We start from the raw sequence: 25117 nt of genomic DNA, 5'->3' as shown, positions 1-25117 counted from the left end.
AGTGGCCGGCCCAGGTCCCCGGGCCGGCGCTCGACGGGCCGGCCGGCGCCGGGCGGCCCGTCGGCGGGTGGGCGCTCGACCAGCACGTCCGCCTCCGCGCCGGTGAGCGCCACGGTGACCGCCCGGGTGACCCGCAGGGTGCAGCCGGTCAGGGTGATCTCCAGGCCGGCGGCGTGCTCGGGGTTGCCGACGAGCCGGTTGGCCAGCCGCAGGGCGGCGGGGTCGAGCGCGCCGGAACGGGGCACGCCGAGGTGGGCCCAGCCGGGGCGGCCCTGGTCCTGCACGGTGGTGAGGGCACCGGCCCGGAGCACCTCGATCACGGGCTCACCAGCCGGACCCGGCTGCCCGGGGTGAGCCGCGCCGGGGGGTCGGCGTGCACGTCGAAGAGGACCAGGTCGGTCCGCCCGACCAGCAGCCAGCCGCCGGGCGAGGCGGTCGGGTAGATCCCGGCGTACGGGCCGGCCAGCGCCACCGAGCCGGCCGGCACCCGGGTACGCGGGGTGGCGAGCCGGGGCACGGCCAGCTCCGCCGGCAACCCGGTGAGGTACGCGAACCCCGGCGCGAAGCCGCAGAACGCGACCCGGAACTCGGTCCGCCGCAGCCGCTCCACCACGGCGGGCACGCCGACGCCCCAGTGCTCGGCGACGGCGGGCAGGTCCGGACCGTCGTACACGGTGGGGACCCGTACCTCGGCGGCGGCGGCGGTGGCCGCGACGCCCGCCGGGGTCCACCCGGCGATCCGCGCGGCGGCCGCGGCCGGGTCGGGCACCCCGTCGAGCAGGACGGTGGCCGCCGCCGGGACGATCTCGACGGCGCTCAGCTCGCCCGCCGCCCGGCGCCGCCACAGCTCGGCCCGCCACGCCTCGACCTGCTCGGGGCCGTCGCAGTCGAGCAGCAGGGCGTGCGCGCCGACGGGCCGGATCCGCATCCCGTCATCCTCGCGTCGGCGAGCGTGACGGTCCACACTACTTGCAAGTAACCTACGGTGTCGTAACCTGTTGGGCGTGACCACCTCCGCACCGCTCCGGCTCAAGCCGGCCGACATCGGGAAACCCCGGATGCGCGGCTGGCTGCACACCTACGCGTTCTTCGCCGCGCTGGTCTGCGGCCTCGTGCTGTGCTCCATCGCCGCTGCCCGCCCCGGCTGGGCCCCGCTGGTGAGCTGCCTGATCTACAGCCTGACCGTGTGCGGCCTCTTCGGCACCAGCGCGCTCTACCACCGCCGGGTCTGGTCCGAGCGGGGCTACCAGATCATGCGCCGGATGGACCACTCGATGATCTTCGTGTTCATCGCCGGCACCTACACGCCGTTCTGCACGCTGCTGCTGGACACCCGCCACGCCACGATCATGCTGGGCCTGGTCTGGGGCGGGGCGCTGGCCGGGGTGGCGCTGAAGCTGATCTGGCCGCACGCGCCGCGCTGGGTCTCCGCCCCGCTCTACCTGGCGCTCGGCTGGGTGGCGGTGGCGATGCTGCCGGAGATCCTGCATTCCGGCGGGGTCACCGCCCTGGTGCTGCTGATCGTCGGCGGGGCGATCTACAGCGTCGGCGCGGTCTTCTACGCGCTGCGCCGGCCGAACCCGTGGCCCACCGTCTTCGGCCACCACGAGTTCTTCCACGCCTGCACCCTGGTCGCGGCGATCTGCCACCACGTCGCGATCTACTTCGCGCTGTTCGCCTGAGCGCCGGCCGGTCCGGACAGCAGGCGAGGGCCCCGCGGCGTCGCGGGGCCCTCGACGTCCGTGCTGCCGATCAGGCCGGGTAGCCCGAGCCCGGGCGGCGCACCTCGCGGTACTCCTCGCGCACGACCCGGTCGTCCTGCACCGGCACGACCGGCTCGGCCACGACGCGCTCGCGCACCGGGGCGGCCACCACGCGGCGGCGGCTGTTCCAGAAGTAGAGCGTGGTGATCAGGCCCGCCACACCGGCGAGCATGAGCACCCAGCCCACCACGTTCAGGTTCAGCCACCCCAGGTTGGCGTCGATGGCGAACGCGAAGATCGCGCCGAGCGCGATGAGGAAGATGCTGGCACCGATGCCCATGACGTCGCCTCCTTGGCGTCCTGCTGGCGTTTCCTGCCCGCCGCGGCCATGGATGAGGTAGCGGCACACGTCGACATACCCAGGCGCTGAGATCGCCAATCAGGCAAGCTGAGCGCATGACGGACGGCAGGAACCAGCAGCGGACTCTGGTGCTGTTGCGACACGCCAAGGCCGAGCAGTCCCGGGAGACCCCGGACGAGGAGCGGCCGCTGACCGCACGAGGGCACGCCGACGCGGCCGCGGCCGGCGCGTGGCTGGCCAAGCACGCGCTCCTCCCCGACGTGGTGCTCTGCTCGACCGCCCGGCGGACCCGGCAGACCTGGCACGGGGTGGCGCTGGGCGCGACCGGCTCCCCACCGGAGGGAGGCCCGGCCGGGGCGGCGCCCGCCGTGCACTACGAGCCGGCGGCCTACGAGGCGCACCCGGACGGGCTGCTGCAGCTGGTCCGCGCGGTCGACCCCGAGGCTCGCTACGTACTGCTGATCACCCACAATCCGGGCATCTCGCTGCTCTCCGCGCTGCTCGATCCGGAGCGGGCGGATCCGGACGGGCTGCGCACCACCGACCTCGTCGTACACCGGCCCACCACCCGCTGGGCCGAGCTCGCACCGGGCGGGGCGCCCATCACCGGCCGGCACACCGCACGCGGCTGAGCCCGCCACGTGGCGGGCTCAGCGGTCAGGACGGCGGGGCGGTCGGCGGCGGCGGGTCCGGCGGCGGAGGCATCATCGCGGTCGGGTGGGAGAGCCGGTTCTCCTCCACGATGAGCGTGCGTGCCCGCTTGCGCCGGTCCTGCCAGAACCACAGCGTGGTGAGCAGCACGGCCAGCCCGGCCAGGATGAACACCCAGCCGACCGCGCGCAGGTCGATCCACCAGACGTTGGCCCGGATGGCGAAGGTCATGATCGCGCCGAGCGCGATGAGAAAGATGGCGCTGCCAATGCCCATGTGCGCTGCACTCCCCCGTGCGGTGGCCCTTGGGCGTGCCCTGTCGTGGTCCGCGACGGTTACCCGCCAGGCGGCCGGCCTACCGGCCGGGGGGTGAAAACACGGCGGCGGCCGGCGAGCTGTCCGCTCGCCGGCCGCCGATCGTCGTGGAACCGGTCAGATCACCCCGTCGGGGCTCAGAACGCCTCCTCCGGGAGGTCCATGATCTCCAGGTCGGCGCCCTCGATGATCCGCCGGTCGGCGCCGATGCGGGGCAGCACCTCGCGGGCGAAGAACCGGGCGGCGGCCACCTTGCCGGTGTAGAACGCCTTGTCGGTGGCGGAGACCTCGCCGCCCAGCGCCTTCAGCGCCACGTCCGCCTGCTTCTGGAGCAGCCAGCCGACCACCAGGTCGCCGACCGCCAGCAGGAACCGACGGCTGCTCAGGCCCACCTTGTAGAGGGCGCGGGCGTCGCCGCCCTGGGCCTCGGCCAGCCAGCCCATCATCACGCCGAGGATGTTCTGGATCTCGCCGAGCGCCTTGCCGAGCGCCTGCCGCTCCTCCTTGAGCTGGCCGTTGCCGGCCTCGGAGGCGATGAACTCCTGGATCTCGCCGGCGACCGCCATGAGCGCCTTGCCGTTGTCCCGGACGATCTTCCGGAAGATCAGGTCGAGGCTCTGGATCGCCGTGGTGCCCTCGTAGAGGGTGTCGATCTTGGCGTCCCGGACGTACTGCTCCAGCGGGTAGTCCTGGAGGAAGCCGGAGCCGCCGAAGGTCTGCAGCGACTCGTGGCCGAGCAGCTCGTACGCCCGCTCCGAGCCGACGCCCTTGACCAGCGGGAGGAGCAGGTCGTTGACCCGCTTGGCCAGCTTGGTGGCCTTCTCGTCGCCGGCCGCCTCGGCGACCGCGACCTTGTCCTGCCAGGTGGCCGTGTAGCAGACCAGCGCGCGCAGGCCCTCGGCGTACGACTTCTGCATGAGCAGCGAGCGGCGCACGTCCGGGTGGTGGGTGATGGTCACCCGCGGGGCGGTCTTGTCGGTCTGCTGGACCAGGTCGGCGCCCTGCACCCGGTTCTTGGCGTACTCCAGGGCGTTCAGGTAACCGGTGGAGAGGGTGGCGATCGCCTTGGTGCCGACCATCATCCGGGCGTACTCGATGATCATGAACATCTGCCGGATGCCGTCGTGCTTCTCGCCGAGCAGCCAACCCTTGGCCGGCACGCCGTGCTCGCCGAAGGTCACCTCGCAGGTGTTGGAGACCTTCAGGCCCATCTTGTGCTCGACGTTGGTCGCGAAGACGCCGTTGCGCTCGCCCAGCTCGCCGGTCTCCTCGTCGAAGTGGAACTTCGGCACGACGAAGAGGGACAGGCCCTTGGTGCCCGGGCCGCCGACGCCCTCGACGCCGACCGGGCGGGCCAGCACGTAGTGGACGATGTTGTCGCTCAGGTCGTGCTCACCCGAGGTGATGAAGCGCTTGACGCCCTCGATGTGCCAGGAGCCGTCCGGCTGGGGGACGGCCCGGGTCCGGCCGGCGCCGACGTCCGAGCCGGCGTCCGGCTCGGTCAGCACCATGGTCGAGCCCCACTGCTTCTCGATGAACAGCCGGGCCCACTTCTTCTGCTGCTCGGTGCCCTCGACGTGCAGCACGTGCGCGAAGGACGGGCCGGAGGCGTACATCCAGATCGGGGCGTTGGCACCGAGCACCAGCTCGGCGAGGGACCACCAGAGGGCGCGCGGGGCGTTGGTGCCGCCGAGGGCCTCCGGCAGGTCCAGCCGCCAGAACTCCGAGTCCATGAACGCCTGGTACGACTTCTTGAACGACTCCGGCAGCGGCGCGGTGTGCGTCGCGGGGTCGAAGACCGGCGGGTTGCGGTCGCTGTCCGAGTAGCTGGCGGCCAGGTCCTCGCGGGCCAGGCGGTCGACCTCGGAGAGGAAGCTACGGGCGGTGTCGACGTCCAGGTCCGTGTACGGCTCCTGGCCGAACGTCCGGTCCGCCCCGAAGACCTCGAAGAGGTTGAACTCGAGGTCCCGAAGGTTGCTCTTGTAGTGGGTCATGCTCGCTGGCCCCGCTTCCGGACAGGTGTTACCGATCAGTAACTCCAGACTGTATTACTCGTCGGTAGCCAACGACAAGCCGATCTCGGAAGTGACAGCGATTACACACTTCCCGTTCACCTGACGGGGTGACCGCCGGCTCAGCTCTCGGCCGCGCCGACCTCCCAGCTCGGCACGGGTGTCGCGGCGGCGGAGCTGCGCGGCCCGGTGTATTCCATCAGGACCAGCGCGATGTCGTCGTCGAGCCGCCCGTGCACCCACTCGACCAGGGCGGTCTCCAGCGAGGCGAGACCGTCGGCGACGGTGCCGTGGCCGAGCAGCCGCCAGGCCCGGTCGGCGGTCGGGAAGAACTCACCGTCCCGGCGCGCCTCGCCCAGCCCGTCGGTGAAGAGCAGCAGCCGGTCGCCCGGCTCCAGCCGCTCCACCCGGGGCCGGACCACCGGCATGAACCCGAGCGGCGGCGCGGGCGCCGGCGGTTCGAGCGGGATCACCGCGCCCCGGCGCAGCAGCAGCGGTGACGGGTGGCCGCAGTTGACGATGGTGAGCGTGCCGCCCCGCTCCTCGACCAGCGCGGCGGTGACGAAGTCCTCGTCGCCCACGTTGCGGGCCACCGCCCGGTCCAGGTCGGTCACCACCGCCCGCAGGTCCGCCCGCTCGTACGCCACGTGCCGGTAGGAGCCGAGCACGATGCTGGCCAGTCGGACCGCGTCCAGCCCCTTGCCGCGCACGTCACCGATGATCATGCGGACGCCGTACGGGGTGTCCATCGCCTCGTACAGGTCGCCGCCGATCTCCGCCGTGGCCGTGGAGGAGATGTAGCGGGCGGCCACCGCCAGGGTGCCGACCTGCGGGCCGAGCGACCGGAGCACCGCCTGCTGGGCGACCGAGGCGAGTCGGGACAGCTCCGCGATCCGCTCGGACTGGCCCTGGCGGACCGCCGCCACGGCGCCGGCGATCGCGGTGGCCAGCGCGATGCCCGCCACGTTGACCGCGGTGACCAGGGACATCGTCTGCTCGGCGAGGGCGAACGCCGCCCCGATCCCGGTGGCGAGCAGGCCCACCCCGAGCACCACCCGCCAGGACGCGAGCGCGGCGGCGAGGAACGGGGCGGCCACCATCAGCGCGATGTAGTGCGCCGGCCGCCCGTCGGCGAGTTCCACGGCCGAGACGATCGCGAGCAGCGCGAGGGCCGCGCCGAGGCCGGCGCGGGATCCGGGGCTCAGCGGGCCGCGGCCCGACTGGAAGGGTTGCGTGCGTACATCGGACAGCATGCCTGATGGACGTGAACGGGTGAATGAACCTGGCCCGTCGTCCGAGTGTGTTCTGCCCGGCCGGATCCCCTCGCCGGCCCGATCGCCGCCCGTCACCCGGTCAGCCGAGGACCTCGTACCTGACGGTCAGCTCGCCGAGGCTGGTCGAGGCGATCGCCGCGAAGGCGGCCCGGGACAGGTCCAGGCAGCGGCCGTCGATGAACGGCCCGCGGTCGTTGATCCGGACCACTACCGACTTGCCGTTGGCCGGGTTGGTCACCCGCACCTTCGTGTTGAACGGCAGGGTCTTGTGCGCGGCGGTCAGCGCGTCCGGGTTGAACGTCTCGCCGTTCGCGGTCATCTGCCCCTCGTCGTAGAAGGACGCGCCGCACGAGCCGCTGTCCACGACCTTCGGGGTGGCGGTGGTCCTCTTCGCGGTCGGCGTGGGGCTGGCCGGCCGGGTCCTGCTCCGGGACGCCGCCTGGGTGCGGGTCGCCGTCGGGCTCGGCGTGGCCTTCGGCGAGGGGCTGAGGCTCGGCGACGCGCTCGGCGAGGCGGAGGGGGACGCCGAACTGGGGGCGACGGTGCTGGGCAGGGCCTCGACCGCCACCGGCGCGCCGGCCGGCTCGGCCGAGGTGAGCCGGACCGCGCCGACGGTGCCGCCGACGGCGAGCACCACACCGACGGCCGCGGTGGCGGCGATGCCGGCCGGCGAGGAGAACTTGCGGGTACGAAGGTGCCTACCAGCCACCGCCCGGTCCTTTCGTCTGCGGAACAAACCGGCTCGGACCGTAACGAGAGAAGCACTTCCGAAGTCAACGTGATCATGGTGCTATGCCCGCATTTACCCTGGTACGTGTAGCCGATCAAGCCAGCTCGACTCCACCGAACGGCGGAAGGAGCGCTGGCCGGGGCCGGTGCGGCATCGCCTGGTGCCGGTGCCCCAGGATGGAGGGCGTGCTGAGCCGACGCCTGGTCGAGCTGTTCCGCTGGGTCGACCCCGGCCCCCGGAGCAGCCATCTGGTCAGCGACCTCTCCGGCTGGTGGCGGGATCCCGAGGTGCTGGCCGGGATCGGGCCCGCCCTGGCCGGCCTCTTCCCGGCCGGCCGGCCCACCGTGGTGATCGCCCCCGAGGTGACCGGGCTGCTGCTCGGCCCGCTGGTCGCGGTGGCCGCCGGCGCCGGGTTCCTGCCGGCGTACAAGGACGGCGGGGAGCGGCGCCGGGTCGGGCCGATGCGCTGGGCCGAGACCCCCGCGGACTACCGGGGCCGGCGGCTCCGGATCGGCGTGGACGCCCGCCGGCTCGGCCCCGGGGACCGGGTGCTGCTCGCCGACGACTGGGTGGCCACCGGGGCGCAGCTCGACGCGCTGCACCGCCTGGTCCGGGAGAGCGGGGCCGAGTTCCTCGGAACGGCCGCGCTCGTCGCGACCTGCCCGGCGCCGGTCGCCGAGCGGCTCCGGCTGCGCACCCTGCTCACCGGGGAGCAGCTGCCCTGAGGGGTTGACCTGAAGGGAGCTTCAACTCCGAGGATCGGCGCATGGACGACGGCATCCTCGACGAGGCGTACCAACGGCTGCACCGGACCGGCCCGGAGTTCGAGGGCTGGCTCTCCAACCACGGACCGATGGCGGTCGAGGCGCTGGTCCGCCACGGCCACGGCACCCGGGTGCACCGGTGGCTCGACGACTACCTGCGCCGGCTGGACGAGCTGCCCCGCGGGCTGCGCCCGATCGACGACTGGCGTGCCGCGCTGGGCGACCCGAAACGGGCCGGCGACTGGCTCGCCCACTTCGACCGCGAGCTGCGCGACCGACCCTGGCGCCAGGTGCTCGGCGACTGGTGGCCGCGGCTGCTGCCCGGCATCGCCGCCGGGGCCACCCACGGGGTGATCCGGGTCGGGCACGCGGTGCGGGTGCTGCGGATCGACGGGGAGAACCCGCAGCGGCTGGCCGAGCTGGGCCAGGCGCTCGGCTACTGGGCCACGCGCTGGCAGCCGGTGCCCGGCGCCGGCCCGCTCACCGGGCGGTCCGACGTGCCGGCCGCGCTCGCCGCGGTGCCCCGGATCCCGGCACAGACCGGCGGGATCCGGGACCGGCTGGGCCGGCTGCCCGACCTGCCCGGCTGGCCCGGTGCGGCGACCGGGCTGCGCCCGCCCGCCGACCCGGGCGAGGCCGAACGGACCCTCACCGAACTGGTGCACCGGACCGCTCTGGACTACCTGCGGTTCGGGCACGGCAACCCGGTGATGCTGGTGCACGCGGTGACCGCGCCGACCGCGGTGCTGCGTACCCTGCCGGCCCTGGACCCGGCGCTCTGGGCCCCGAGCGTCGCCGCGGCCTGGTCCGCGTCGGCCGCCGTGACGTCGGTGTACGCCCCACCCACGCCGGCCCCCGCACCGGCGGTGGCCGGGAAGGAGCCGGCGGAGGTGTTCGCCCGGGCGGCCCGGCACGGCGACGCGCACGTGGTGAAGCTGGCCGACGCGGTGCTGGAGGCGCACGCGGCGACCGGGGACGCCCGGGTGCTGGCCGCCGCCGGCTACGCCGGCCAGCTCATCTGACGAAGTCCTCGACGGCGGTGGAGACCCGGCCCAGGGCCTCGGCGGAACGCGCCAGCGGCCCGGGCACCAGCATCGAGTGGTCGGCGTCCGGCACCTCCAGGACGTGCGGGCTGAGCCGGCGGGCCGCCGCGCCGTCCCAGAGCGCGTCGGCGGTGCCCCCGACCAGCAGGCACGGCGCGGTGGCCCGGCCGAGGCCGTCGACGACGTCCGGGTGGTTGAGCACCGGCGTCAGCCACACGGCGCGCAGCGCCCGGTCGGCCGCCAGCGGAGCCGCGAAGGTGCCCAGCGACTTGCCGACCAGCAGGTCGACGCCGTCGAGCACCGGGGTGACCTGCTCCGCCACCCAGTCGGCGCTCCGGTCGGCGCGCAGGTCGCGTGGCACCTCCCAGGTCACCTCGTGCACGGCGAAGCCGAGGCGGCGCAGCGCCTCCCCGACGTACGCGAAGAGCGGGGCCCGGGTGTCGTACCCCCGCCCCGGCACCAGCACCGCCCGCCGATCCGCCATGTCGCCCACGCTAGTCCCGTTGGCGGGTCCGTGGGGGCGGACGAAATCCCGCGACGGGCCGGCGTCCCGCGGTTAGCCTCGGCAGGATGTGGCCCCGCATCGGTGGACTCCGCACCCTCGCCCTCGGCACGCCCGGCGAGCTGCGCACCACCCTCAACACCCTCGTGCTCTCCGGCGTGAAGACCGCCACCGCCGGACTGCTGACCGACGAGTACGCCGCCGAGAACGAGGAGCTGGAGCACGTCGGCGAGCGGCTCGTCCTGGTGGACGACGACGACAAGCTGATCGGCGTGGTGGAGGTGACAGACGTCGAGGTGGTCCGCTTCGCCGACGTCTCCTGGGACTTCGCCCGCTCGGAGGGGGAGGGGGACCGGTCCATCGAGGAGTGGCGCGAGGGCCACCGTCGCTACTGGGCCCGGGTCGGCTTCCCGGTCGACGACGACACCCAGGTGGTCTGCATCCGGTTCCGGCTGGTCTCCGCCGGGGACGGCGGCATCAGCACCGGCGACCTGGGCACCTGACGGGTCACGCCCGGCGCAGCTCCGGCAGCAGCTCCGCGGCCCGGGCCAGCACCGCCTCGTCGCCGGCATACCAGCTGCTGGGCCGGGGCCAGTGGGTCGCCACGTCGGTGAAGCCCAGCCGGGCGGCCCGGGCGACCTGCTCGGCGAAGAAGTCCGCGTTGCTGAGCGAGAAGACCGGCGCCGAGTCCAGCGACAGGTAGCGGTCCAGGGTGGCCGGGTCGCGGCCGGCCTCCGCCAGCGTCCGGTCCAGCCGGGCGGACAGGTCCGCCACGCTCGACCACCAGCTCTCCAGGTCGTCGCCGCCCAGCCCGGTGGTCACCCAGCCCTGGCCGAAGCGGGCGACCAGCCGCATCGAGCGGGGCCCGTTCGCGGCGAGCACGAACGGCACCCGGGGCTGCTGGACGCAGCCGGGGTTGTTCCGCGCGTCGACCGCGGCGAACCACTCGCCGCGCCAGGTCGTGCCGTCCTCCCGCAGGATCAGGTCGAGCAGCTCGGTGAACTCGGCGAACCGGTCGACCCGCTGCCGCGGGGGCAGGGTCTCCCCGCCGAGCACCGCCGAGTCGAAGCCGATGCCCCCCGCCCCGAGACCGAGCAGCACCCGGCCCGCGGAGACGTCGTCCAGCGCGGTCACCTGCCGGGCGAACGCCGCCGGGTGGCGGAAGTTCGGCGAGGCGACCAGCGTGCCCAGGCGGATCCGGGAGGTCACCGTCGCGGCGGCGGTGAGCGTCGTCATGGAGTCGAACCACGGGCCGTCGACCAGGTCGCGCCACCCGAGATGGTCGTAGGTCCAGGCGTGGTCGAAGCCCCACTCCTCCGCCTGCTGCCAGCGCCGCCGGGACTCCGACCAGCGCTGGTCGGGCAGGATCACGATGCCAATGCGCATGATCGCCAGGGTACGACCCGGGTCGGACATGCCGACCCGGGTCGGGGGGACTACGCCGCCACCAGGTCGGCGACCACGCAGGCGATGTTGTCGGGCGCGCCGGCGGCGTACGCGAGGTCGACCAGGCGCCCGACGGCGGTCTCCGGGTCCTCGGCCCCGGCGAGCGTGGCGTGCAGCGCCTCCGGGTCGACCACCGCGGCGAGCCCGTCGGAGCAGAGCAGGTAGCGGTCGCCGGCCAGGGCGGTCCGCAGCGCCAGGTCCGCCTCGACCTCGCCGACACCGAGCGCCCGGGCCAGCAGGGCCCGCTGCGGGTGCGCCGACGCCTCGGCCGGGCTGAGCCTCCCCTGGTCGACCAGCGACTGGACGTAGGTGTGGTCCTGGGTGAGCCGGGACAGCTCGCCGCCGCGCAGCAGGTACGCCCGGGTGTCCCCCACGTGCACCAGGGCCAGCCGGGTGCCGCGCCGGAGGATGGCGGTGAGCGTGGTGACCGGCTGGTGGGCGGCGGTGGCGTGCGCACGTACCGCCCGGTCGGCCGCGCCCACCGCGTCGGCCAGCGCGGCGAGCAGTTCGGTGGCCGGCGCGTCGGCCGGCTCCAGCGGCCGCAACGCGTCCACGGCGGCGGTGCTGGCGGCGGCCCCGCCCGGACCGCGCATCCCGTCCGCCACGGCGAGCAGCGTCCCGCTGGCGTACGCGGTGTCCTCGTTGGATTCCCGGACCGTGCCGGTCTCGCAGCGGACGGCGTACCGGAAGGTGGTGTCGGACATGGTGGTGCCCCTCTCGGTGAGCTGGTCGACGAGGAGCGCGACGGCGCGTCCGCGGGCCGCCGTGTCGGCGCTGACCCGCCGCCACCAGGCGTCCACCGCCGTGGCGGCGGCGTCCGGCGGCAGGCCGCAGACGGCCTGGATCTCGGCCAGCGGCATGCCGGCCCGGCGCAGCGCGGCGATCAGCCGGGCGCGGTCGAGCTGGGCCGGCGCGTAGTACCGGTAGCCGGAGTGCGGGTCGACGGCGGCGGGCGGCAGCAGCCCCAGCTCGTCGTAGAGCCGCAGCGCCTTGGGCGTCAGGCGCGCCGCGCGGGCGAACGCCCCGATGGTCAGCAGCTCCACGGGCCCATCCTCCTCGCGCCGGTCGCGTTCCTCGTGCCGGTCGCGGCGACCGGCACGGACCACGCTGGGCCTTGCCGCAGGGGCAGGGTCAAGGCGTTGGGATTTCAGCCTCGGCCGAGCTTCGCCAACATTCGGCCGAGGTGCGGCTCGACCGTGCCCGGCGCGGCCCCGGCCACCTCCCGCGGGGTCCACCACCGGACGGCCCGGAACTCCGCCGGGTCGGGGATCAACTTCTGGTCGCGGCTGCCGGCCAGCACGAACCAGAGGCTGACGTCGGTGTGCCGCTCCTCGGGCGGGCCGACCGTCTCCGTCACCGTGAGGAAGGCCGGGCGCTCGCCGAGCGCCGGCGCGAAGACGGCCGGCACGCCCAACTCCTCCACCATCTCCCGGCGTACGGTCTGCGCGGGGTGCTCGCCCGGCTCGACGTGACCGCCGCTGGGCAGCCACATCCCGGCCTTGCGGTGGTCGACCAGCAGCACCGCGCCGTCGGTCTCGTCGCGGAGCAGGAAGTAGGCCACCAGGTGCGGCGAGGGCGTGCGCGGCTTCACCCGGCGGAAGAGGTCCGCCGTCCCGGCCAGCCAGGCCAGCGCCGTCGCGCGGTGCCGCGCCTCCTGCTCGTCGCCCGGCGTGAGCGCCTCGACCAACGCCCGGATCTCGTCCCGCACGCCGACATGCTGCCAGCCGGGTCCGACAGCCTCAGGCCGCCGGGGCGGGGTTGGCGTCGACCGCGGCGCGGACGAACTCGCGTACCCGGTTGGTGGTGTTGCTGGCCAGCCACACCGGACCGCGCCGGATCGGCGGCGCGTCGCGGATCGGCACGTAGGCCAGGTCGGGACGGGCGTGGTAGTGCCGGGTCTGCTCGCCCACCGGCAGCACCCCACGCCCCATCGCGACCAGGGCCAGCATCTCGGAGAACGAGTTGCCGGCCGGGCCCCGCGGCACCGGCCGGCCCGACGGCGTCCGGTCCGGGGTGCGGTCCCGCTTGAACGCGGCCGAGGTGACCGCCGGGTACTGGACCACCGGATGGTCGGCCAGCACCTCCAGCGACACCGACTCCGCGCCCGCCAGCGGATGGTCCGCGGCCACCGCGAGCACCCGGCGCTCGTGCAGCAGCGCCGGGCCGTTCGCCATGCCGTCGAAGGGGTACGCGGCGATCAGCACGTCGATCGAGCCGTCGCGCAGGCTCGACCGGGTGGTGGCGAGCGGGGCCTCGTGGACGTGCACCACGCAGTCCGGGTGGCGTTCGGTGAACAGGGCGACCGCCCGGAGCAGCACGGGCGCGGTCGACTCCCCCACGTACGCCACCCGCAGCTCGCCAATGAGCCCACGCCCGGCCTCGACGGCACGCCGGACGGCGTCCTCCATGCCGGCCACCAGCGGACGCAGCTCGTCGGCCAGCCGGGCGCCGATCGGGGTGAGCCGGACCATCCGGCTGGTCCGCTCGAAGAGCGGCGCGCCGATCCGGCGCTCCAGCTTCCGCACCACGTGGCTGATCCGCCCGGTGGTCACCCGCAGCCGCTCGGCTGTCCGCCCGAAGTGCAGCTCCTCGGCGAGGGTCAGGAACGTCTCGACCTCGTACCGTTCGAGCACCCGCCGGCCCCCATCGTTGAATCCTGGTCAACGATCGTAGCCCGATCGCGTCTTGGTCCGGACGGCGCCGCGGACGAGGGTTGAGGTGTTCCCACCGCACTCAGGAGGACCTCATGGATCCCGTCACCACCTATCTGACCGGCCTCGACGCGCTGCTGCGCGAGACCGGCGAGAATCTGCGCTCGGTCATCGAGGCCGCGCTGCCGGAGGCCACCGGCGCGATGTGGCACGGCCACCCGGTCTGGGGGCTCGGCGACCGGCCGGGCAAGGCCCCGGTCTGCCTGGTCAAGGCCTACCCGGCCCACGTCACCTTCGGGCTGTGGCGGGGGCAGGACGTGGCGGACGGCTCCGGGCGGCTCGTCCCCGGCGCGCGCCGGATGTCCTCGGTCAAGCTGCGCACGGTCGACGAGATCGACCCGGAGCTGTTCACCGGCTGGCTGCGCGCGGCGTACGCGCTGGAGATCCGGTGAGCGCCGTGCGGGTGACCGGCTTCGACCACCTGGTCCTCGCCGTCACCGACGTCGAACGGTCCCTCGAGTTCTACTGCGGCACCCTCGGCCTGGCGCCGGTACGCGTCGACCGCTGGCGCGCCGGCGAGGTGCCCTTCCCCTCCGTACGCGTCAACGCCGACACCATCATCGACCTGGTCCGCGGCGAGCCGGACGGGTCGAACGTGGACCACTTCTGCCTCGTGGTCGAGCCGCTCGACTGGGCGGAGGTGGTGGAGTCGGGGGTGTTCACCGTGCTGACCGGGCCGGTGCCGCGCTTCGGGGCGCGCGGCACGGCCACCTCGATCTACGTCCGCGACCCGGACGGCAACACCGTCGAGCTGCGCTGGTACCCGGGGTCTTGACTTCGAGTCCGCTCGAAGCCGGAGAGTGTCACCCGGCAGAACCACGTCGTGGAACGGGGAGCGGATCATGAAGCGCACGTTGGGACGGAGCGGGATCGAGGTCAGCGCGCTGGGCATGGGCTGCTGGGCCATCGGCGGCCCGTACGCCGGTGGCGCCAACCAGTACGGGTGGGGCCGGGTCGACGACGCCGAGTCGACCCGGGCCGTCCGCCGGGCCCTCGAACTCGGCGTCACGTTCTTCGACACGGCCAGCAGCTACGGCGCCGGGCACAGCGAGGTGGTGCTCGGCCGGGCGCTCGGCGCCGACCGGGACCGGGTGGTGATCGCCACGAAGTGGGGGTTCACCTTCGACGAGCGGACCCGGGAGGCGCTCGGCACGGACAGCAGCGTCGCGTACCTGCGCAGTTGCCTGGACGGCTCGCTGCGGCGGCTGGGGACCGACCACGTCGACCTCTACCAGCTCCACCTCGGTGACCTGCCGGTCGCGGAGGCCCTGGACCTCGTCGCGCCGCTCGAGGACCTGGTCGCCGCCGGCAAGATCCGGGCGTACGGCTGGAGCACCGACGACCCGGAACGCGCGGCGGCCTTCGCCGCGGCGGGCCCGCACTGCACGGCGGTGCAGCACGACATGTCGGTGCTGGCCGACCGTCCGGCGATGATCGAGCTGTGCGAGCGGGCCGGGCTGGCCAGCATCAACCGGGGGCCGCTGGCCATGGGCCTGCTCAGCGGCAAGTACGCCGACGGCCGCACGGTCCCCCGGGACGACGTGCGCTCGCAGAGCTACGACTGGATGACCTACTTCCGGGACGGCGCCGGTGCGCCCGAGTGGCTGGCCCGGGTGGAGGCCCTGCGGGAGGTGTTCGCCACCGGCGGCCGTACGCCCACCCAGGGCGCGCTGGCCTGGCTGTGGGCACGCAGCGCGGCCACCGTCCCGATCCCGGGGTTCCGTACCGTCGCCCAGGTCGAGCAGAACGCCGCCGCGCTCGCCCACGGCCCGCTGCGGCCCGACGAGTTCGCCGCCGTGGAGGACCTGCTGGCGGATCTCCGGGCTGCTAGCGTCGCCTGATGCCTGAACTCGAACGGCTCGCCGTCCAGCATGCTGCGGCGTTGCTCCGGTTCGAGCGGGCGAACCGGGCGTACTTCGCCCGGTTCGTGCCGGACCGGGGCGACGCCTACTTCGACGAGTTCGACGACCGGCTGGCGGGCCTGCTGAAGGAGCAGGACGCCGGTCAGTGCCACTTCCACGTCCTGGTCGACGAGGACGGCACGGTGCTGGGGCGGTTCAACCTGGTCGACGTGGCCGACAACAGCGCCGAGCTGGGCTACCGGGTGGCCGAGCGCGCCACCGGGCGCGGCCTGGCCCGGGAGGGCGTCCGCCGGGTCTGCGCGCTGGCTCGCGAGGAGTACGGGCTGCGCCGGCTGGTCGCCTCGGCCGCGCTGGCGAACCCGGCCTCCCTGGCGGTGCTCCGCCGGACCGGGTTCGTGCCGGTCGAGGAGGTGCTGCTCGGCGGCCAGCCGTGCCTGCGGCACGTCCTCGATCTCTGATCCCAGGTCGACCGATGAGAATCGGCGGCGGGGCAGGTCCATACCGGTGACCGACTCGGACGCCCGAAGGAGACCGCCCGATGGCAACTTCCACCTACCGCACCGCCCTGCCGCCGATCGTCGACCGGGAGACCTGGCTGCGCGAGCGTGACCAGCTGCTGGCCCGGGAGAAGGCGCACACCCGCGAGGGCGACGCGATCGCGGCGGCGCGCCGCCGGTTGCCGATGACCCCGGTGCCGTCCGTCACCGTGCAGGGCCCCGGCGGGGAGACGCCGCTGCTGGACGTCTTCGAGGGCCGCCGGATGCTGCTGGCCTACTTCCACATGTGGCACGACGGCAAGCCGTTCGAGGACCAGTGCGAGGGCTGCACCTTCTCGACCTGCCACATGGAGATGCTCGACTACCTGCACGCCCGGGACGTCACCTACGCCGTGTTCTGCCAGGGCTCCTACGCCGAGAGCGCCCCGTTCGCGGAGTTCATGGGCTACCCGTTCCCCTGGTACTCGGCGCGGGACTCCGACCCGGCGCTGGTGGACGGCCGTGGCTTCGGGCTCATCGCCTGCTACCTGCGCGACGACGACGACCGGATCTACGAGACCTACTGGACCACCGGACGCGGCGTCGAGGCGTTGACGACCAGCTACCACGCCCTCGACCTCACGATCTACGGCCGGCAGGAGCAATGGGAGGACTCACCGGAGGGGTGGCCGAAGGTCAGCGGGCACCAGTGGCGTCTCGACGGCCGCCCGATCGCGCAGTGGAGCCGCCCGGGTGTCACGGCGGCGACCGGCGAGTCCTGCTGCGGGAAGTGATCGGCGGCTTCCGCGCTACCGTCACCGGGGTGATCGAGGAGCTGACCCGGCGATACCTGCACGCGGTCGACGAGGCCCTGCCCGGCTACGTGCGGGGCCTCTACGTCGTCGGGTCCGCCGCGCTCGGCGCCTGGCAGCCCGGCGCCAGCGACGTCGACACGGTGATCCTGACGTCGCGCCCGCCGGCCCGCGACGACCTGGCCCAGCTCGCGAGGATCCACGCCGGGCTGCCTCGGTCACCCCACCTCGACGGGGTCTACCTCGAACCCGCGCTGGCCCGGTCCTGGCCGGCGGACCGCAGACCGGTCCCGTTCGTGGTCGAGGGCGAGTTGCGAACCGACGAGCCGTGCGGCGAGCTGACCCCGGTCCTCTGGCTGACCCTGCGGCGCTACGGCATCCCGGTGCGCGGCCCGGCCGTCGCCGAGCTGGCCGTACGGGTCGACCCGGAGCAGCTCCGCCGATACAACCTCGACAACCTGCGCGCGTACTGGCAGCCGGCGGCGGCGAGGATCCTGGCGGAACTCGCCGACGTGGCCCCGGCCACCGCCGTGGACGGCGGGATCGTGAGCTGGTTCGTGCTGGGACCCGCGCGGCTGCACCACACGCTGGCGCACGCCGACGTCATCTCGAAGGCCGCGGCGGGCGACCATCTCGCGGCCCTGTTTCCCGAGTACGCCCCGCTCGCGCGCCGGGCCGCCGGCTGGCGCGCGGGCGAGGCGGGGCCGTTCACCGCCGCCGACCTGGTCGCCGCGGGCCACAGCGTCAACGCGGTCGCCGACGACGCCTGGCGCCGCTTCGGCGACTAGGGCCGCTCCACATTCGGCGCCACTCGATTTGTCACAGCCATCAGGCAACCTCGCTGCCAACGCCGGTGCAGATCGGCCTCGCAAACCTGGAGGGAACCGTGGCGGTCACCGCCGATGATCTCGACACGGCGTTGTCCAGCGTCGTCGCCACCCTACGACCGGCGACCGGCCTGGATTGGTCCGTGCGCGCGGGCAGCCTGGAGTGGGACTGCTGGCACACCGCCGAGCACATCGGTGACTGCCTGATCTCGTTCGCCGGTCAGCTGGTAGCGCGGCCGGAGAAGCGGTTCGCACGCTTCATGGCAAGTGCCGACAAGGACGCCTCCCCGGAAGAGGTGCTGGAGTTCGCCGAGGCGGGCGGCCGCATCCTGGCCGCCACGGTCCGCGCGGCCCGACCGGACGTCCGGGCCTACCACCCCATGGGTCACGCCGATCCGGAGGGCTTCGCCGCCATGGGGTGCGTGGAGACGTTGCTGCACGGCGACGACATCGCGCAGGGTCTCGGTCTCGCCATCGACCCGCCACGGGATGTGTGCGGTCGGGTGCTCGATCGGCTGTTTCCCGAAGCGGCGCAGGAACTGGCCGGAGTGGACCCGTGGGCGGCCCTGCGGTGGTGCACCGGCCGGATCGATCTGCCGGGACGACCGCAACTGAAGGAATGGCGCTGGCACGCCGCTCCGCTGGGCGAATGACCCGACGAGCCGCGATGCCGTCCCGACGCCCGCCGCATGGGCGTGCGACGGCGCGGGCGGTGGTCATCGCCTCCAGAACAGCAGGTGGGTGACTCCGCTGGGACTTGGTACCGACTCGAGGTGGAAGCGGTCGAGAAGATCGGTGTGGCTGTCCCACAGCCGCTCACCTCGACCGAGATCGACGGGCGCGACGGCGATGTGCATCGTGTCGACCAGGTCGGCCTCGATGAACTCGCGGATGGTGGCCACTCCACCACCGAGGCGCACGTCCCGGCCGGCGGCGGCCTCCTTGGCGCGCGCCAGCGCCTCGGCCGGGCTCGCGTCGATGAAGTGGAATGTGGTGTCGGCCAGGGTGAACGACGGGCGTTCGTAGTGGGTGAGCACGAAGACCGGCGTGTGGAACGGCGGGTTGTCCCCCCACCATCCCTGCCACTCGTGGTTCTCCCACGGGCCGCGCTGGGGGCCGAACTTGTTGCGACCCATGATCTCCGCGCCGATGTTGTGGTCGTAGTCGCGGGTGAGGTAGTCGTCCAGGCCGCGGGTACCGCCGGGTTCGGTGCGGTACACGAAGCTGGCGGTAGCGGCGCGCCAGGAGAACAGCGGCGTGGGGTCGGCGTGGCCGAAGGGCCGCTCCAAGCTCTGCCCCTCACCGGTGCCGAACCCGTCACGCGACACGTTGAAGCACTGCACCCGCAACAGTTGCGGCATGTCTCCTCCTCAGGCACCCGGTGAGCGATAGCCAGTGGCAAGTTGCAACCGGTTGCACGGTACTACACTGATGGCATGCCGCAACCAGTGGTGGCCGGCCGCCTGCCCGTGCCCGAGGGAAAATCGGGGTGCCCGATCAATCTGACCGTCGAACTGCTGGGCGACCGATGGAGCCTGGTCGTGCTGCGGGACGTCATGTTCGGCGGTCACCGGCACTTTCGCGAACTGCTCACGAACTCCGTCGAAGGCATCGCGTCGAACATCCTCGCCAACCGCCTGTCGAAGCTCGTGGACGCGGGCCTGCTCAGTCGGCACGACGACCCGAGCCACCGACAGAAGATCGACTACCGCCTCACCGAGGCGGCGATCGAACTCGTTCCGCTCATGGCACAGCTCGGCGCCTGGGGCAGCAGGTGGCTTCCCACATCACCCGAGCTGTCGATCCGCGCCCGGCTTCTCGCCGACGGCGGCCCTGAGATGTGGGAGAGGTTCATGGTCGAACTCCGCGCCACGCACCTCGACGGGCGCCCGCAACCCGCCGACGGCGTCCTCGCCGAGTTGACCTTGGCCTACGAACGCGCCGTCGCTGCTCGACAGGCCGGACCCCGCACACGCGCATCGGCATGACGGGCGGCGGCGAATCTCATCAGGACACCGCTCACGGAAGGCACCGGCGTGCACCCCTGGATCAGGGCGGCGTTGAGCAGTCGCCTTCCCGGACTGGTCGCCTCTCGGCGGGCTGCCCGGGAAGCCGTAGTCAGGGCTGATCGTCAACAATCACGGCCATTTCCGACCGGTACCGGTCCAGGTCGTGGCCGCCCCACCGCTCGCCGCTTCGAATTCGATGGAACCGGGTGTCCGATCTGCGGCTGACCATCTTCGAGCAAGGCCACCTCGACCGGCGCGTAGTCCTCCAGATGGAAACTGTTGACCTGGCATTCGTAGTGGGTCAGATCCGGCCAACCCATGCGGGCAACTGCCGCAGCTAGCGAGCCGGACGTGTGACGCGCGGCAAGGATCAACGCTCCCTCGGACTCCACCACGCCTCGCGAGAGCTTGTCGCGCAGCTCATCGTGCAGATCTCCCGCCGAGAGGGCGGCAGTCGGCTCAGCGGTTGAAGCGCGACCGCAGCCGCCTCGTTCATGCTGATCGTCAACATGGCAGCAGCGTCACCTCGGCAGGGTCCGGAGGTGGGATCGGAGATCGGCGACGAGGGAACTCATCTGTTCCCCGGCTTCGACGGTGATGACGACTCGGGCGAGCCAGGCATCGGGCGAGTGGGAGCGCTGTTGGAGCGTCGCGCCCAGACTGACCTGCCCCTTGCCGTCGTGCCGCGCGGTGATCCACATACTCGCGTCCAGTGATCGCCAGCTGCGCTCGCCGTCCCAGCCGCGCCAGTCACCGGCCAGGCCCGCGAAGAAGGCGACGAGGTCCGGTTCCTCTGCCTGGGTCGGCCACGACAGCCTGACCTCGCGACGAGCGCTGAGGCCGTCGTCATGCAGCTCCACCTGCATCACCGCGACGTACCCGTCACCCCACGGATCGGCCGGCGGATGAAGGATCCAGGCGCTCTCTGCGGGTGGGACGCGGATGACCAGCGGGCTTTCCATGGTGCCGCATTATGGCCGGCCGACCACCTCGCCGGGTGTCCCACCAGGCGCTTGACCCAGTCCTGAGAGCCCCCGCGGAGCCTGGTCAGCGGCGTCGGGGATGAGGCTGGTGGACCGACAACGGTTTCAGGTCCTCGTGGCCGAGTCGGTGCGCGATGGCCCGGGCCTGAACGGCCGGATCAGTACCGTCGACCGGGAGGGTCACCACATATCTGCCTGGCAACGCATACCCCCCGCCGCTCACGTCGCGGGCGTGGTAGCTGATCTCGATGACGTCCGCGCGGTCCTCCGGCGCGCGGACCGCCACGTAGCTGCGTATCCAGGCTCCGCCGTCCTGTCCATACCCCTCACGCCACAACAGGGCCTGGAGGTTCTCCGCAACCGACCGCGCCGGCCACACCCGGCTCGCCCGCGCCGTCGCTCGGGCCAGCTCAGACACGAATGCCTGCGTATCGAACCGGGAGGTTCCCAGCCCGATCTCCGGCCCTTCCTTGAGCACCCGACCGATGACGGTCAGGCGCCAGCAGTCCCAGACCACCTCGGAACCGGCCTGATGAACGCGGACCGAAAGTTCGTCCTCGGTCGTGTCGGATCCACCCACCGCGATCTCTCGGGCTTCGGGTGAGACAGCCAGCCCATCCGGCCCCAGCAACCACGAGGGCCCGAATCCCGCTACCGGCTTTCCATAAAAGCCCTCGGGCGGATACGCCGCCGCCACGACGTCAAGGCCGTTGACGAGGATCCGCATGCGGTGCGACGTGAACTCGGCGGGAAACAGCAGCGGCTCCAGCCTCAGGACATCGAGCACCGCGAGAGTCTAGCCGCGGGCTGACCACCGGTCGGCCGCTTCTCCTGACAGGTGCCAGGGTAGGCAACTCTGCTGCCCGTCCGCTCATCGTCCCGATCCCGCAGTGTCGCCGGCGCGTTGTCGGGCAGCAACGTCGAAGGCCCGGCTGGGAGCGTCGTCCTGGCCAGGGCCCTTCGCGTGGAGCGGGTGACGGGAATCGAACCCGCACTGTCAGCTTGGGAATCGCACAAGATCGTCTTGGAACGGGCCGCCACGCCTACTCGACGCGCTCTCACGTGGCCTGGTCTGGCCCCCGCTGACACCACTCGGTGACCCGTGGATGGCCGGGCGGTTCCTTCCCAGATCGGCCTGTCAGCCGTAGTCGCGCTCGCAGGACGCGTAGAGGGAAAGGACCGCCAGTCGACCAGACGCCACAAGAGCCTGCTCGTCGGGGGACAGCTTCCAAAGGTCAAACGGTTCACGGTCGCGCTGGTAGCTGTACACCACTACGCGGCAGCTACCGCTCGCCTCGCTGGCTCCCTCGCCCTCCAACAGCTCATTCCAGGGCGGTGAATAGGACCCGTCGGAGGGCCGAAGGGTGAGTGCGGGGCCTGAGAAGACCTGGGCCGGATCCGCGTGACCTGGGCCGATATAGAAGTACTGCAGGTTGCAGTTGCAGTTCCCCTGGCCGCCCTCACCCACTCGGCGGAACCCGGGGTCCACCTGCACCTGGCTCAGATACTCGCGGGCGTGCTCTGGACCGTCCGGTAGTAGCAGTAGTGCCAGCCCCCCGATGCAGCCGAGCAGCCCTACCATCAAGGAGCCGGTCGAAGCGCATGCAATGGCGATCCAGACCCATTTGTGTCGGCTCACGGCTCGCCACTTCTCGCTGGCCACAGGCGGACACTACTGGAATGTTGGCCATCGAATCTGTAGCGGATCTCCTCGTCGGGCAGCCGTAGATCGACCGTGAGGGCAGAGCGCAAGAAGGCCAAGAAGCCGGCGGACGCCTCCCCGGACATGGCCAAGGGCAAGAAGGCCGGCAAGAAGCGTGTCGAACCCGCACTGTCCGCTTGGGAATCGCATTGAGTCACGGCCGCGGGTGTTGTGCCAGCTGTTAACGGGCGCCTGGACGCGGCAACCCTCCACGACGGGGCCTTCTACTGGCCGATGTTGACCGATGCATCGGGGCACGGATCGGGCACGTGCTTGATGAGGCCGACACGTGAACCCCTGAGTCGCGAGTGGGCAAGGCAGCGGGCGGAAGCGGAACTGGACCACCGAGCGGCACTGGAGCAGACGGCGCGACAATGGCCCCGGCGCTCAGCGCCGGGGCCATCGAGCCGGTTTCATAGTGGCGGATGTTGGTCGTTAGCTCCCGGATCAGGGGAACAGATACAGGTCGAACCACGTCTCCTGGCTGTCAAGCTGCAACTGCTGGCTTCCGTAGAGGCTGGGCGGGCCAGCATAGGTGCCGGTAAGGGTGTAGAGGCCCGGGTCGACGGCGAATTGGAAGCCACCATCGGGGCCCGTGACGACCTCGATCCCGGCCGGCTCCAGCCGGATCGTCGCCCCCTCCACCGGCAACCAGGTGGTCCCGTCGATCGCTTGGCCCTTGAGGTTCCAGACCGCGGACACCGTGAAGGTTCCCTGCGACACAGGGCTGAGCCGTCCTCGGCGGTCGACTGCCACCGCGTACACCGGATGCTCACCGCTCACGTTGCCGGCGTCGATCGTCACGGTGGCCGTCCCGTCCTGCGCCGCCGGGACCTCGTTGTTCAGATTGGTGTTGTCGACGCTGTACCGGAACCCGGTCACCGTGGTGTCACCGTTCGTGTCGAACCGGATGGCAATCTGGCCACCAGCGGAGACGCTGTCCCCGTTCGGGAAGCCGATAGCCGGCTGAACGGGCGCCTTCGCCCCGGCAGCCCGCCCGACAGCCGCCGACGCCGGCGACGCCACCAGCATCGAACCGGCGGCGAGCAGAAGCAGGGACGCGGCCATCCCAACAAACCTGCGGCGAGTAGAACGGGCGCGCGCACCCGAGGTTGATCCGACAAACATTCAAGCCCCCGCATTATCAATACGTCATGGCGCGATCAACCTAGCCAGCAGGATGATCTCCGTCAACGCCCTTCGATGCCGCGCGAGCGCATCTATGGCTCCCCGTCGGGTGGAGCCCAGGGAGGCTTGAAAACCGAACTCCTCCGGCGGTCCATGGATCATCTCAGCTCGGGCGGATCGACGCCCTGACCTGGGCGGAGTTTCTCGTTGCCTGACAGCGATTGACGGCGCTTGCCGGCGTCACTTGTGTCCGGCGATCTCACGTCCATCGCCGCCGCCCCGGTCCCGGCAGCAACGGCGACCCCGGCCGGGGGGATGCGGTCCCAAGCTGTCGGCTACTGCCGCATGCTGGCAGCTAGCGTCGTTCAGCAGGTGCCTGCCGTCGTCGTTTGACATTCGGAACCGACCCAGGTCAAGCCGCGCGCTGCGACTTCAGTGCACACCAAGGTGTCACCGTGTCTGGCTCGGCAAGAGCGCCTACCGTCGTCACTGCCGAGTCAACCAAGCCGGCGAAATCGGCGCGCTCAGGGCAATCAGGACGAGACCATGGGCGGATGGGGCGGCCATCGGAGCCGGCGAAGGCCGGGGGCATTCTGCGCGGCGAGGAGGACGCCCGGCAGGCCAACTTCCTGGAGTTGTTCTTCGACCTGGTGCTGGTTTTCGCTCTGATCGGGGTCGTCAGCCGGATGGTGCCGGAGCTCCTCTCCGACGATGTGAACCAGCGGTCGCTCTCTCTAGTGTTCACGAGCATTCTGGCCCTGCCGCTACTTTTCGTGTGGACGACCACCGCCTACATCACCAGCCGGTTCGACTGCCGCAACCGCTGGATTCAGCTGCTGGTCCTGGTCAGCGCGTTCGGCTTGCTAATCATGGCGACATCCCTGCCGCGCGCGTCCCACGCACGCGGGGCCGCCTTCGCCGTCGTGTACGTGTTGCTGCACGTCGGACGCCCCTTGCTGCTCCGGCCGCTGTTGCGAGAGCACGAGGAGATACAGGCGCTCTACACCCGCATGGCCATCTGGTTCAGCGCCTCCGGAGTAATCTGGCTCGCCGGCGCGGTGATGCGCGGAAACGCCCGGGGCGTCCTGTGGTTGATCGCCATCACGGTGGATCTGGTCGTGGCGCGGCTGAACTGGCCCATACCCGGCATGCGCCGACCACCTGTCAGCGGGTGGGGAATGGCCAGCAACAGACATCTCCCCGAGCGCTACGAGCAACTGTTGCTGATCGCGCTCGGCGAGACGGTGGTGTCAATTGGTCTCACCTACGCCAACCACCCTGCCACGCTCGCCGCAACGACGGCCCTGGTGATCACATTCCTGTCGTCCGTGCTGATGTGGAAGATCTACTACTACCGTGCTGGCCAGGTGTTGGCCGACGCGGTGACGATGTCGTCGAACCGGGTGGTCGCCGGCCGCAGGGTTGGCGCGGCCCATGTGCTCATGGTGCTCGGCATCACCGCTGCCGCAGCCGGCTCGGAAGTCGTGTTGGCCCATCCTGACGGACGGTCCCAGCCGGTCTGGCTCGTGGCCATCCTCGGCGGGCCGGTGCTCTTCCTGATCGGCCGCATCCGGCTTGAACAGGTCGTCTTCAATCGGCTGGCCATCCGCCGGCTCGTCGGCATCGCCGCCCTGGTCCTGCTGGCGCTGCCCCTGTCCTTCGCCCCACCACTGCTCGCCGCCATCGCAGTTGCCGTCGTACTGCTCGGGGTCGCCCTCGCCGACGCCTGGAAGGCAGCCGGTCGCCCACCGGAGGCCCCGTCCCCGTCGACCTAGCGGGAACTGGTCCGCATCCGGCCGGCCGTGG

The 25117-nt window shown here is 72.1% G+C and carries 30 protein-coding genes and 1 pseudogene; 14 read left to right on the top strand and 17 right to left on the bottom strand.

Going from position 1 to position 25117, the window contains the following annotated elements:
- Together ACW0Q9_RS08575 and ACW0Q9_RS08570 are read right to left on the bottom strand one after the other, a co-directional pair.
- Positions 1 to 419, bottom strand: a pseudogene (locus ACW0Q9_RS08575) (hypothetical protein); the annotation flags it as partial.
- Positions 317 to 928: a 5-oxoprolinase subunit B family protein gene (locus ACW0Q9_RS08570; protein ID WP_456179535.1), complete on the bottom strand. Its 612-nt coding sequence runs from the start codon at positions 926 to 928 to the stop codon at positions 317 to 319. The gene ACW0Q9_RS08570 and the pseudogene ACW0Q9_RS08575, both read right to left, overlap by 103 nt.
- A gap of 76 nt (positions 929 to 1004) precedes the next feature.
- On the opposite strand from ACW0Q9_RS08570, the gene trhA reads away from it, so the two are divergent.
- Entirely contained in the window at positions 1005 to 1682 is a 678-nt protein-coding gene (gene trhA, locus ACW0Q9_RS08565) for a PAQR family membrane homeostasis protein TrhA (protein ID WP_456179534.1), read from the top strand.
- Positions 1683 to 1752: 70 nt separating this feature from the next.
- Here the strand turns inward: trhA and ACW0Q9_RS08560 are convergent, their stop codons facing one another.
- Positions 1753 to 2043 carry a DUF6458 family protein gene (locus ACW0Q9_RS08560; protein ID WP_091264555.1) on the bottom strand — a complete coding sequence of 97 codons (291 nt, stop codon included), beginning with the start codon at positions 2041 to 2043 and terminating at the stop codon, positions 1753 to 1755.
- Between the two features lie 116 nt (positions 2044 to 2159).
- Between ACW0Q9_RS08560 and ACW0Q9_RS08555 the strand changes: the two genes are divergently transcribed.
- Positions 2160 to 2696, top strand: coding sequence for a SixA phosphatase family protein (locus ACW0Q9_RS08555; protein WP_456179533.1), 537 nt, complete (start codon positions 2160 to 2162; stop codon positions 2694 to 2696).
- A gap of 25 nt (positions 2697 to 2721) precedes the next feature.
- Here the strand turns inward: ACW0Q9_RS08555 and ACW0Q9_RS08550 are convergent, their stop codons facing one another.
- The 4 genes from ACW0Q9_RS08550 to ACW0Q9_RS08535 all read right to left on the bottom strand — a co-directional run bounded on the left by ACW0Q9_RS08550 (position 2722) and on the right by ACW0Q9_RS08535 (position 7025).
- Positions 2722 to 2991 (bottom strand): DUF6458 family protein, encoded by a 270-nt coding sequence (locus ACW0Q9_RS08550; RefSeq protein WP_088969138.1) that lies wholly within the window; start codon positions 2989 to 2991, stop codon positions 2722 to 2724.
- 176 nt (positions 2992 to 3167) lie between these two features.
- On the bottom strand, positions 3168 to 5024 hold the full coding sequence (locus ACW0Q9_RS08545; protein WP_456179532.1) for an acyl-CoA dehydrogenase: 1857 nt from the start codon (positions 5022 to 5024) through the stop codon (positions 3168 to 3170).
- A gap of 140 nt (positions 5025 to 5164) precedes the next feature.
- Entirely contained in the window at positions 5165 to 6295 is a 1131-nt protein-coding gene (locus tag ACW0Q9_RS08540) for a PP2C family protein-serine/threonine phosphatase (protein WP_456179531.1), read from the bottom strand.
- Positions 6296 to 6395: 100 nt separating this feature from the next.
- Complete coding sequence (locus tag ACW0Q9_RS08535; protein WP_456179530.1) at positions 6396 to 7025, bottom strand: septal ring lytic transglycosylase RlpA family protein; 630 nt, start codon at positions 7023 to 7025, stop codon at positions 6396 to 6398.
- Between the two features lie 197 nt (positions 7026 to 7222).
- Here ACW0Q9_RS08535 and ACW0Q9_RS08530 point away from each other — a divergent pair, with 197 nt between their 5' ends.
- Together ACW0Q9_RS08530 and ACW0Q9_RS08525 are read left to right on the top strand one after the other, a co-directional pair.
- Positions 7223 to 7771, top strand: a complete 549-nt coding sequence (locus ACW0Q9_RS08530; RefSeq protein WP_456179529.1) for a phosphoribosyltransferase — start codon at positions 7223 to 7225, stop codon at positions 7769 to 7771.
- A 41-nt stretch (positions 7772 to 7812) separates the two neighbouring features.
- On the top strand, positions 7813 to 8832 hold the full coding sequence (locus ACW0Q9_RS08525; RefSeq protein WP_456179528.1) for a questin oxidase family protein: 1020 nt from the start codon (positions 7813 to 7815) through the stop codon (positions 8830 to 8832).
- On the opposite strand, the gene ACW0Q9_RS08520 is transcribed toward ACW0Q9_RS08525, so the two are convergent.
- The gene (locus ACW0Q9_RS08520; RefSeq protein WP_456179527.1) at positions 8825 to 9337 is read right to left on the bottom strand and encodes an alpha/beta hydrolase; all 513 of its coding nucleotides are present in this window, start codon (positions 9335 to 9337) and stop codon (positions 8825 to 8827) included. The two genes, ACW0Q9_RS08525 and ACW0Q9_RS08520, sit on opposite strands and share 8 nt — an antisense overlap.
- Positions 9338 to 9423: 86 nt before the next feature.
- On the opposite strand from ACW0Q9_RS08520, the gene ACW0Q9_RS08515 reads away from it, so the two are divergent.
- Entirely contained in the window at positions 9424 to 9858 is a 435-nt protein-coding gene (locus ACW0Q9_RS08515) for an ASCH domain-containing protein (RefSeq protein WP_456179526.1), read from the top strand.
- 4 nt (positions 9859 to 9862) lie between these two features.
- On the opposite strand, the gene ACW0Q9_RS08510 is transcribed toward ACW0Q9_RS08515, so the two are convergent.
- From ACW0Q9_RS08510 to ACW0Q9_RS08495, 4 genes are all read right to left on the bottom strand, one after another.
- Entirely contained in the window at positions 9863 to 10771 is a 909-nt protein-coding gene (locus ACW0Q9_RS08510; RefSeq protein ID WP_456179525.1) for an LLM class flavin-dependent oxidoreductase, read from the bottom strand.
- Positions 10772 to 10791: 20 nt separating this feature from the next.
- Positions 10792 to 11844: a MerR family transcriptional regulator gene (locus ACW0Q9_RS08505; RefSeq protein WP_456179524.1), complete on the bottom strand. Its 1053-nt coding sequence runs from the start codon at positions 11842 to 11844 to the stop codon at positions 10792 to 10794.
- Positions 11845 to 11948: 104 nt separating this feature from the next.
- Entirely contained in the window at positions 11949 to 12509 is a 561-nt protein-coding gene (locus ACW0Q9_RS08500; RefSeq protein ID WP_456179523.1) for an NUDIX hydrolase, read from the bottom strand.
- 31 nt (positions 12510 to 12540) lie between these two features.
- Entirely contained in the window at positions 12541 to 13434 is an 894-nt protein-coding gene (locus ACW0Q9_RS08495) for a LysR family transcriptional regulator (protein ID WP_456179522.1), read from the bottom strand.
- A 113-nt stretch (positions 13435 to 13547) separates the two neighbouring features.
- Between ACW0Q9_RS08495 and ACW0Q9_RS08490 the strand changes: the two genes are divergently transcribed.
- The 7 genes from ACW0Q9_RS08490 to ACW0Q9_RS08460 all read left to right on the top strand — a co-directional run bounded on the left by ACW0Q9_RS08490 (position 13548) and on the right by ACW0Q9_RS08460 (position 18142).
- Positions 13548 to 13904: a DUF1801 domain-containing protein gene (locus ACW0Q9_RS08490; protein WP_456179521.1), complete on the top strand. Its 357-nt coding sequence runs from the start codon at positions 13548 to 13550 to the stop codon at positions 13902 to 13904.
- Complete coding sequence (locus ACW0Q9_RS08485) at positions 13901 to 14287, top strand: VOC family protein (RefSeq protein WP_357943954.1); 387 nt, start codon at positions 13901 to 13903, stop codon at positions 14285 to 14287. The genes ACW0Q9_RS08490 and ACW0Q9_RS08485 overlap by 4 nt, the downstream gene beginning before the upstream one ends.
- 67 nt (positions 14288 to 14354) lie before the next feature.
- Positions 14355 to 15353: an aldo/keto reductase gene (locus ACW0Q9_RS08480; RefSeq protein WP_456179520.1), complete on the top strand. Its 999-nt coding sequence runs from the start codon at positions 14355 to 14357 to the stop codon at positions 15351 to 15353.
- The gene (locus tag ACW0Q9_RS08475; RefSeq protein WP_456179518.1) at positions 15353 to 15832 is read left to right on the top strand and encodes a GNAT family N-acetyltransferase; all 480 of its coding nucleotides are present in this window, start codon (positions 15353 to 15355) and stop codon (positions 15830 to 15832) included. The genes ACW0Q9_RS08480 and ACW0Q9_RS08475 overlap by 1 nt, the downstream gene beginning before the upstream one ends.
- An 80-nt stretch (positions 15833 to 15912) precedes the next feature.
- Entirely contained in the window at positions 15913 to 16644 is a 732-nt protein-coding gene (locus tag ACW0Q9_RS08470) for a DUF899 family protein (RefSeq protein ID WP_456179516.1), read from the top strand.
- A 29-nt stretch (positions 16645 to 16673) separates the two neighbouring features.
- On the top strand, positions 16674 to 17450 hold the full coding sequence (locus ACW0Q9_RS08465) for a nucleotidyltransferase domain-containing protein (RefSeq protein WP_456179515.1): 777 nt from the start codon (positions 16674 to 16676) through the stop codon (positions 17448 to 17450).
- 65 nt (positions 17451 to 17515) lie between these two features.
- Positions 17516 to 18142 (top strand): hypothetical protein, encoded by a 627-nt coding sequence (locus ACW0Q9_RS08460; RefSeq protein WP_456179514.1) that lies wholly within the window; start codon positions 17516 to 17518, stop codon positions 18140 to 18142.
- A gap of 63 nt (positions 18143 to 18205) precedes the next feature.
- Here the strand turns inward: ACW0Q9_RS08460 and ACW0Q9_RS08455 are convergent, their stop codons facing one another.
- The gene (locus tag ACW0Q9_RS08455) at positions 18206 to 18850 is read right to left on the bottom strand and encodes a dihydrofolate reductase family protein (RefSeq protein WP_456179512.1); all 645 of its coding nucleotides are present in this window, start codon (positions 18848 to 18850) and stop codon (positions 18206 to 18208) included.
- 75 nt (positions 18851 to 18925) lie between these two features.
- Here ACW0Q9_RS08455 and ACW0Q9_RS08450 point away from each other — a divergent pair, with 75 nt between their 5' ends.
- Positions 18926 to 19477, top strand: coding sequence for a winged helix-turn-helix transcriptional regulator (locus ACW0Q9_RS08450; RefSeq protein WP_456179511.1), 552 nt, complete (start codon positions 18926 to 18928; stop codon positions 19475 to 19477).
- A gap of 542 nt (positions 19478 to 20019) precedes the next feature.
- Here ACW0Q9_RS08450 and ACW0Q9_RS08445 read toward each other — a convergent pair.
- The 4 genes from ACW0Q9_RS08445 to ACW0Q9_RS08430 form a co-directional block, all read right to left on the bottom strand.
- Entirely contained in the window at positions 20020 to 20460 is a 441-nt protein-coding gene (locus ACW0Q9_RS08445; RefSeq protein WP_456179509.1) for a DUF6228 family protein, read from the bottom strand.
- An 85-nt stretch (positions 20461 to 20545) separates the two neighbouring features.
- Entirely contained in the window at positions 20546 to 21268 is a 723-nt protein-coding gene (locus tag ACW0Q9_RS08440; RefSeq protein ID WP_456179507.1) for a hypothetical protein, read from the bottom strand.
- Between the two features lie 351 nt (positions 21269 to 21619).
- A complete protein-coding gene (locus ACW0Q9_RS08435; RefSeq protein ID WP_456179505.1) occupies positions 21620 to 22144 on the bottom strand; it encodes a hypothetical protein in 525 nt (174 codons plus the stop codon).
- Between the two features lie 486 nt (positions 22145 to 22630).
- Positions 22631 to 23251 carry a hypothetical protein gene (locus ACW0Q9_RS08430; protein ID WP_456179503.1) on the bottom strand — a complete coding sequence of 207 codons (621 nt, stop codon included), beginning with the start codon at positions 23249 to 23251 and terminating at the stop codon, positions 22631 to 22633.
- A 614-nt stretch (positions 23252 to 23865) separates the two neighbouring features.
- Here ACW0Q9_RS08430 and ACW0Q9_RS08425 point away from each other — a divergent pair.
- Positions 23866 to 25086 carry a low temperature requirement protein A gene (locus ACW0Q9_RS08425; protein WP_456179501.1) on the top strand — a complete coding sequence of 407 codons (1221 nt, stop codon included), beginning with the start codon at positions 23866 to 23868 and terminating at the stop codon, positions 25084 to 25086.
- Positions 25087 to 25117: the final 31 nt, after the last annotated feature.

The sequence above is a fragment of the Micromonospora sp. I033 genome (assembly GCF_053890995.1).
The sequence above is the reverse complement of the archived record's forward strand: the minus strand, read 5'-3'. Positions and strand labels throughout refer to the sequence as shown.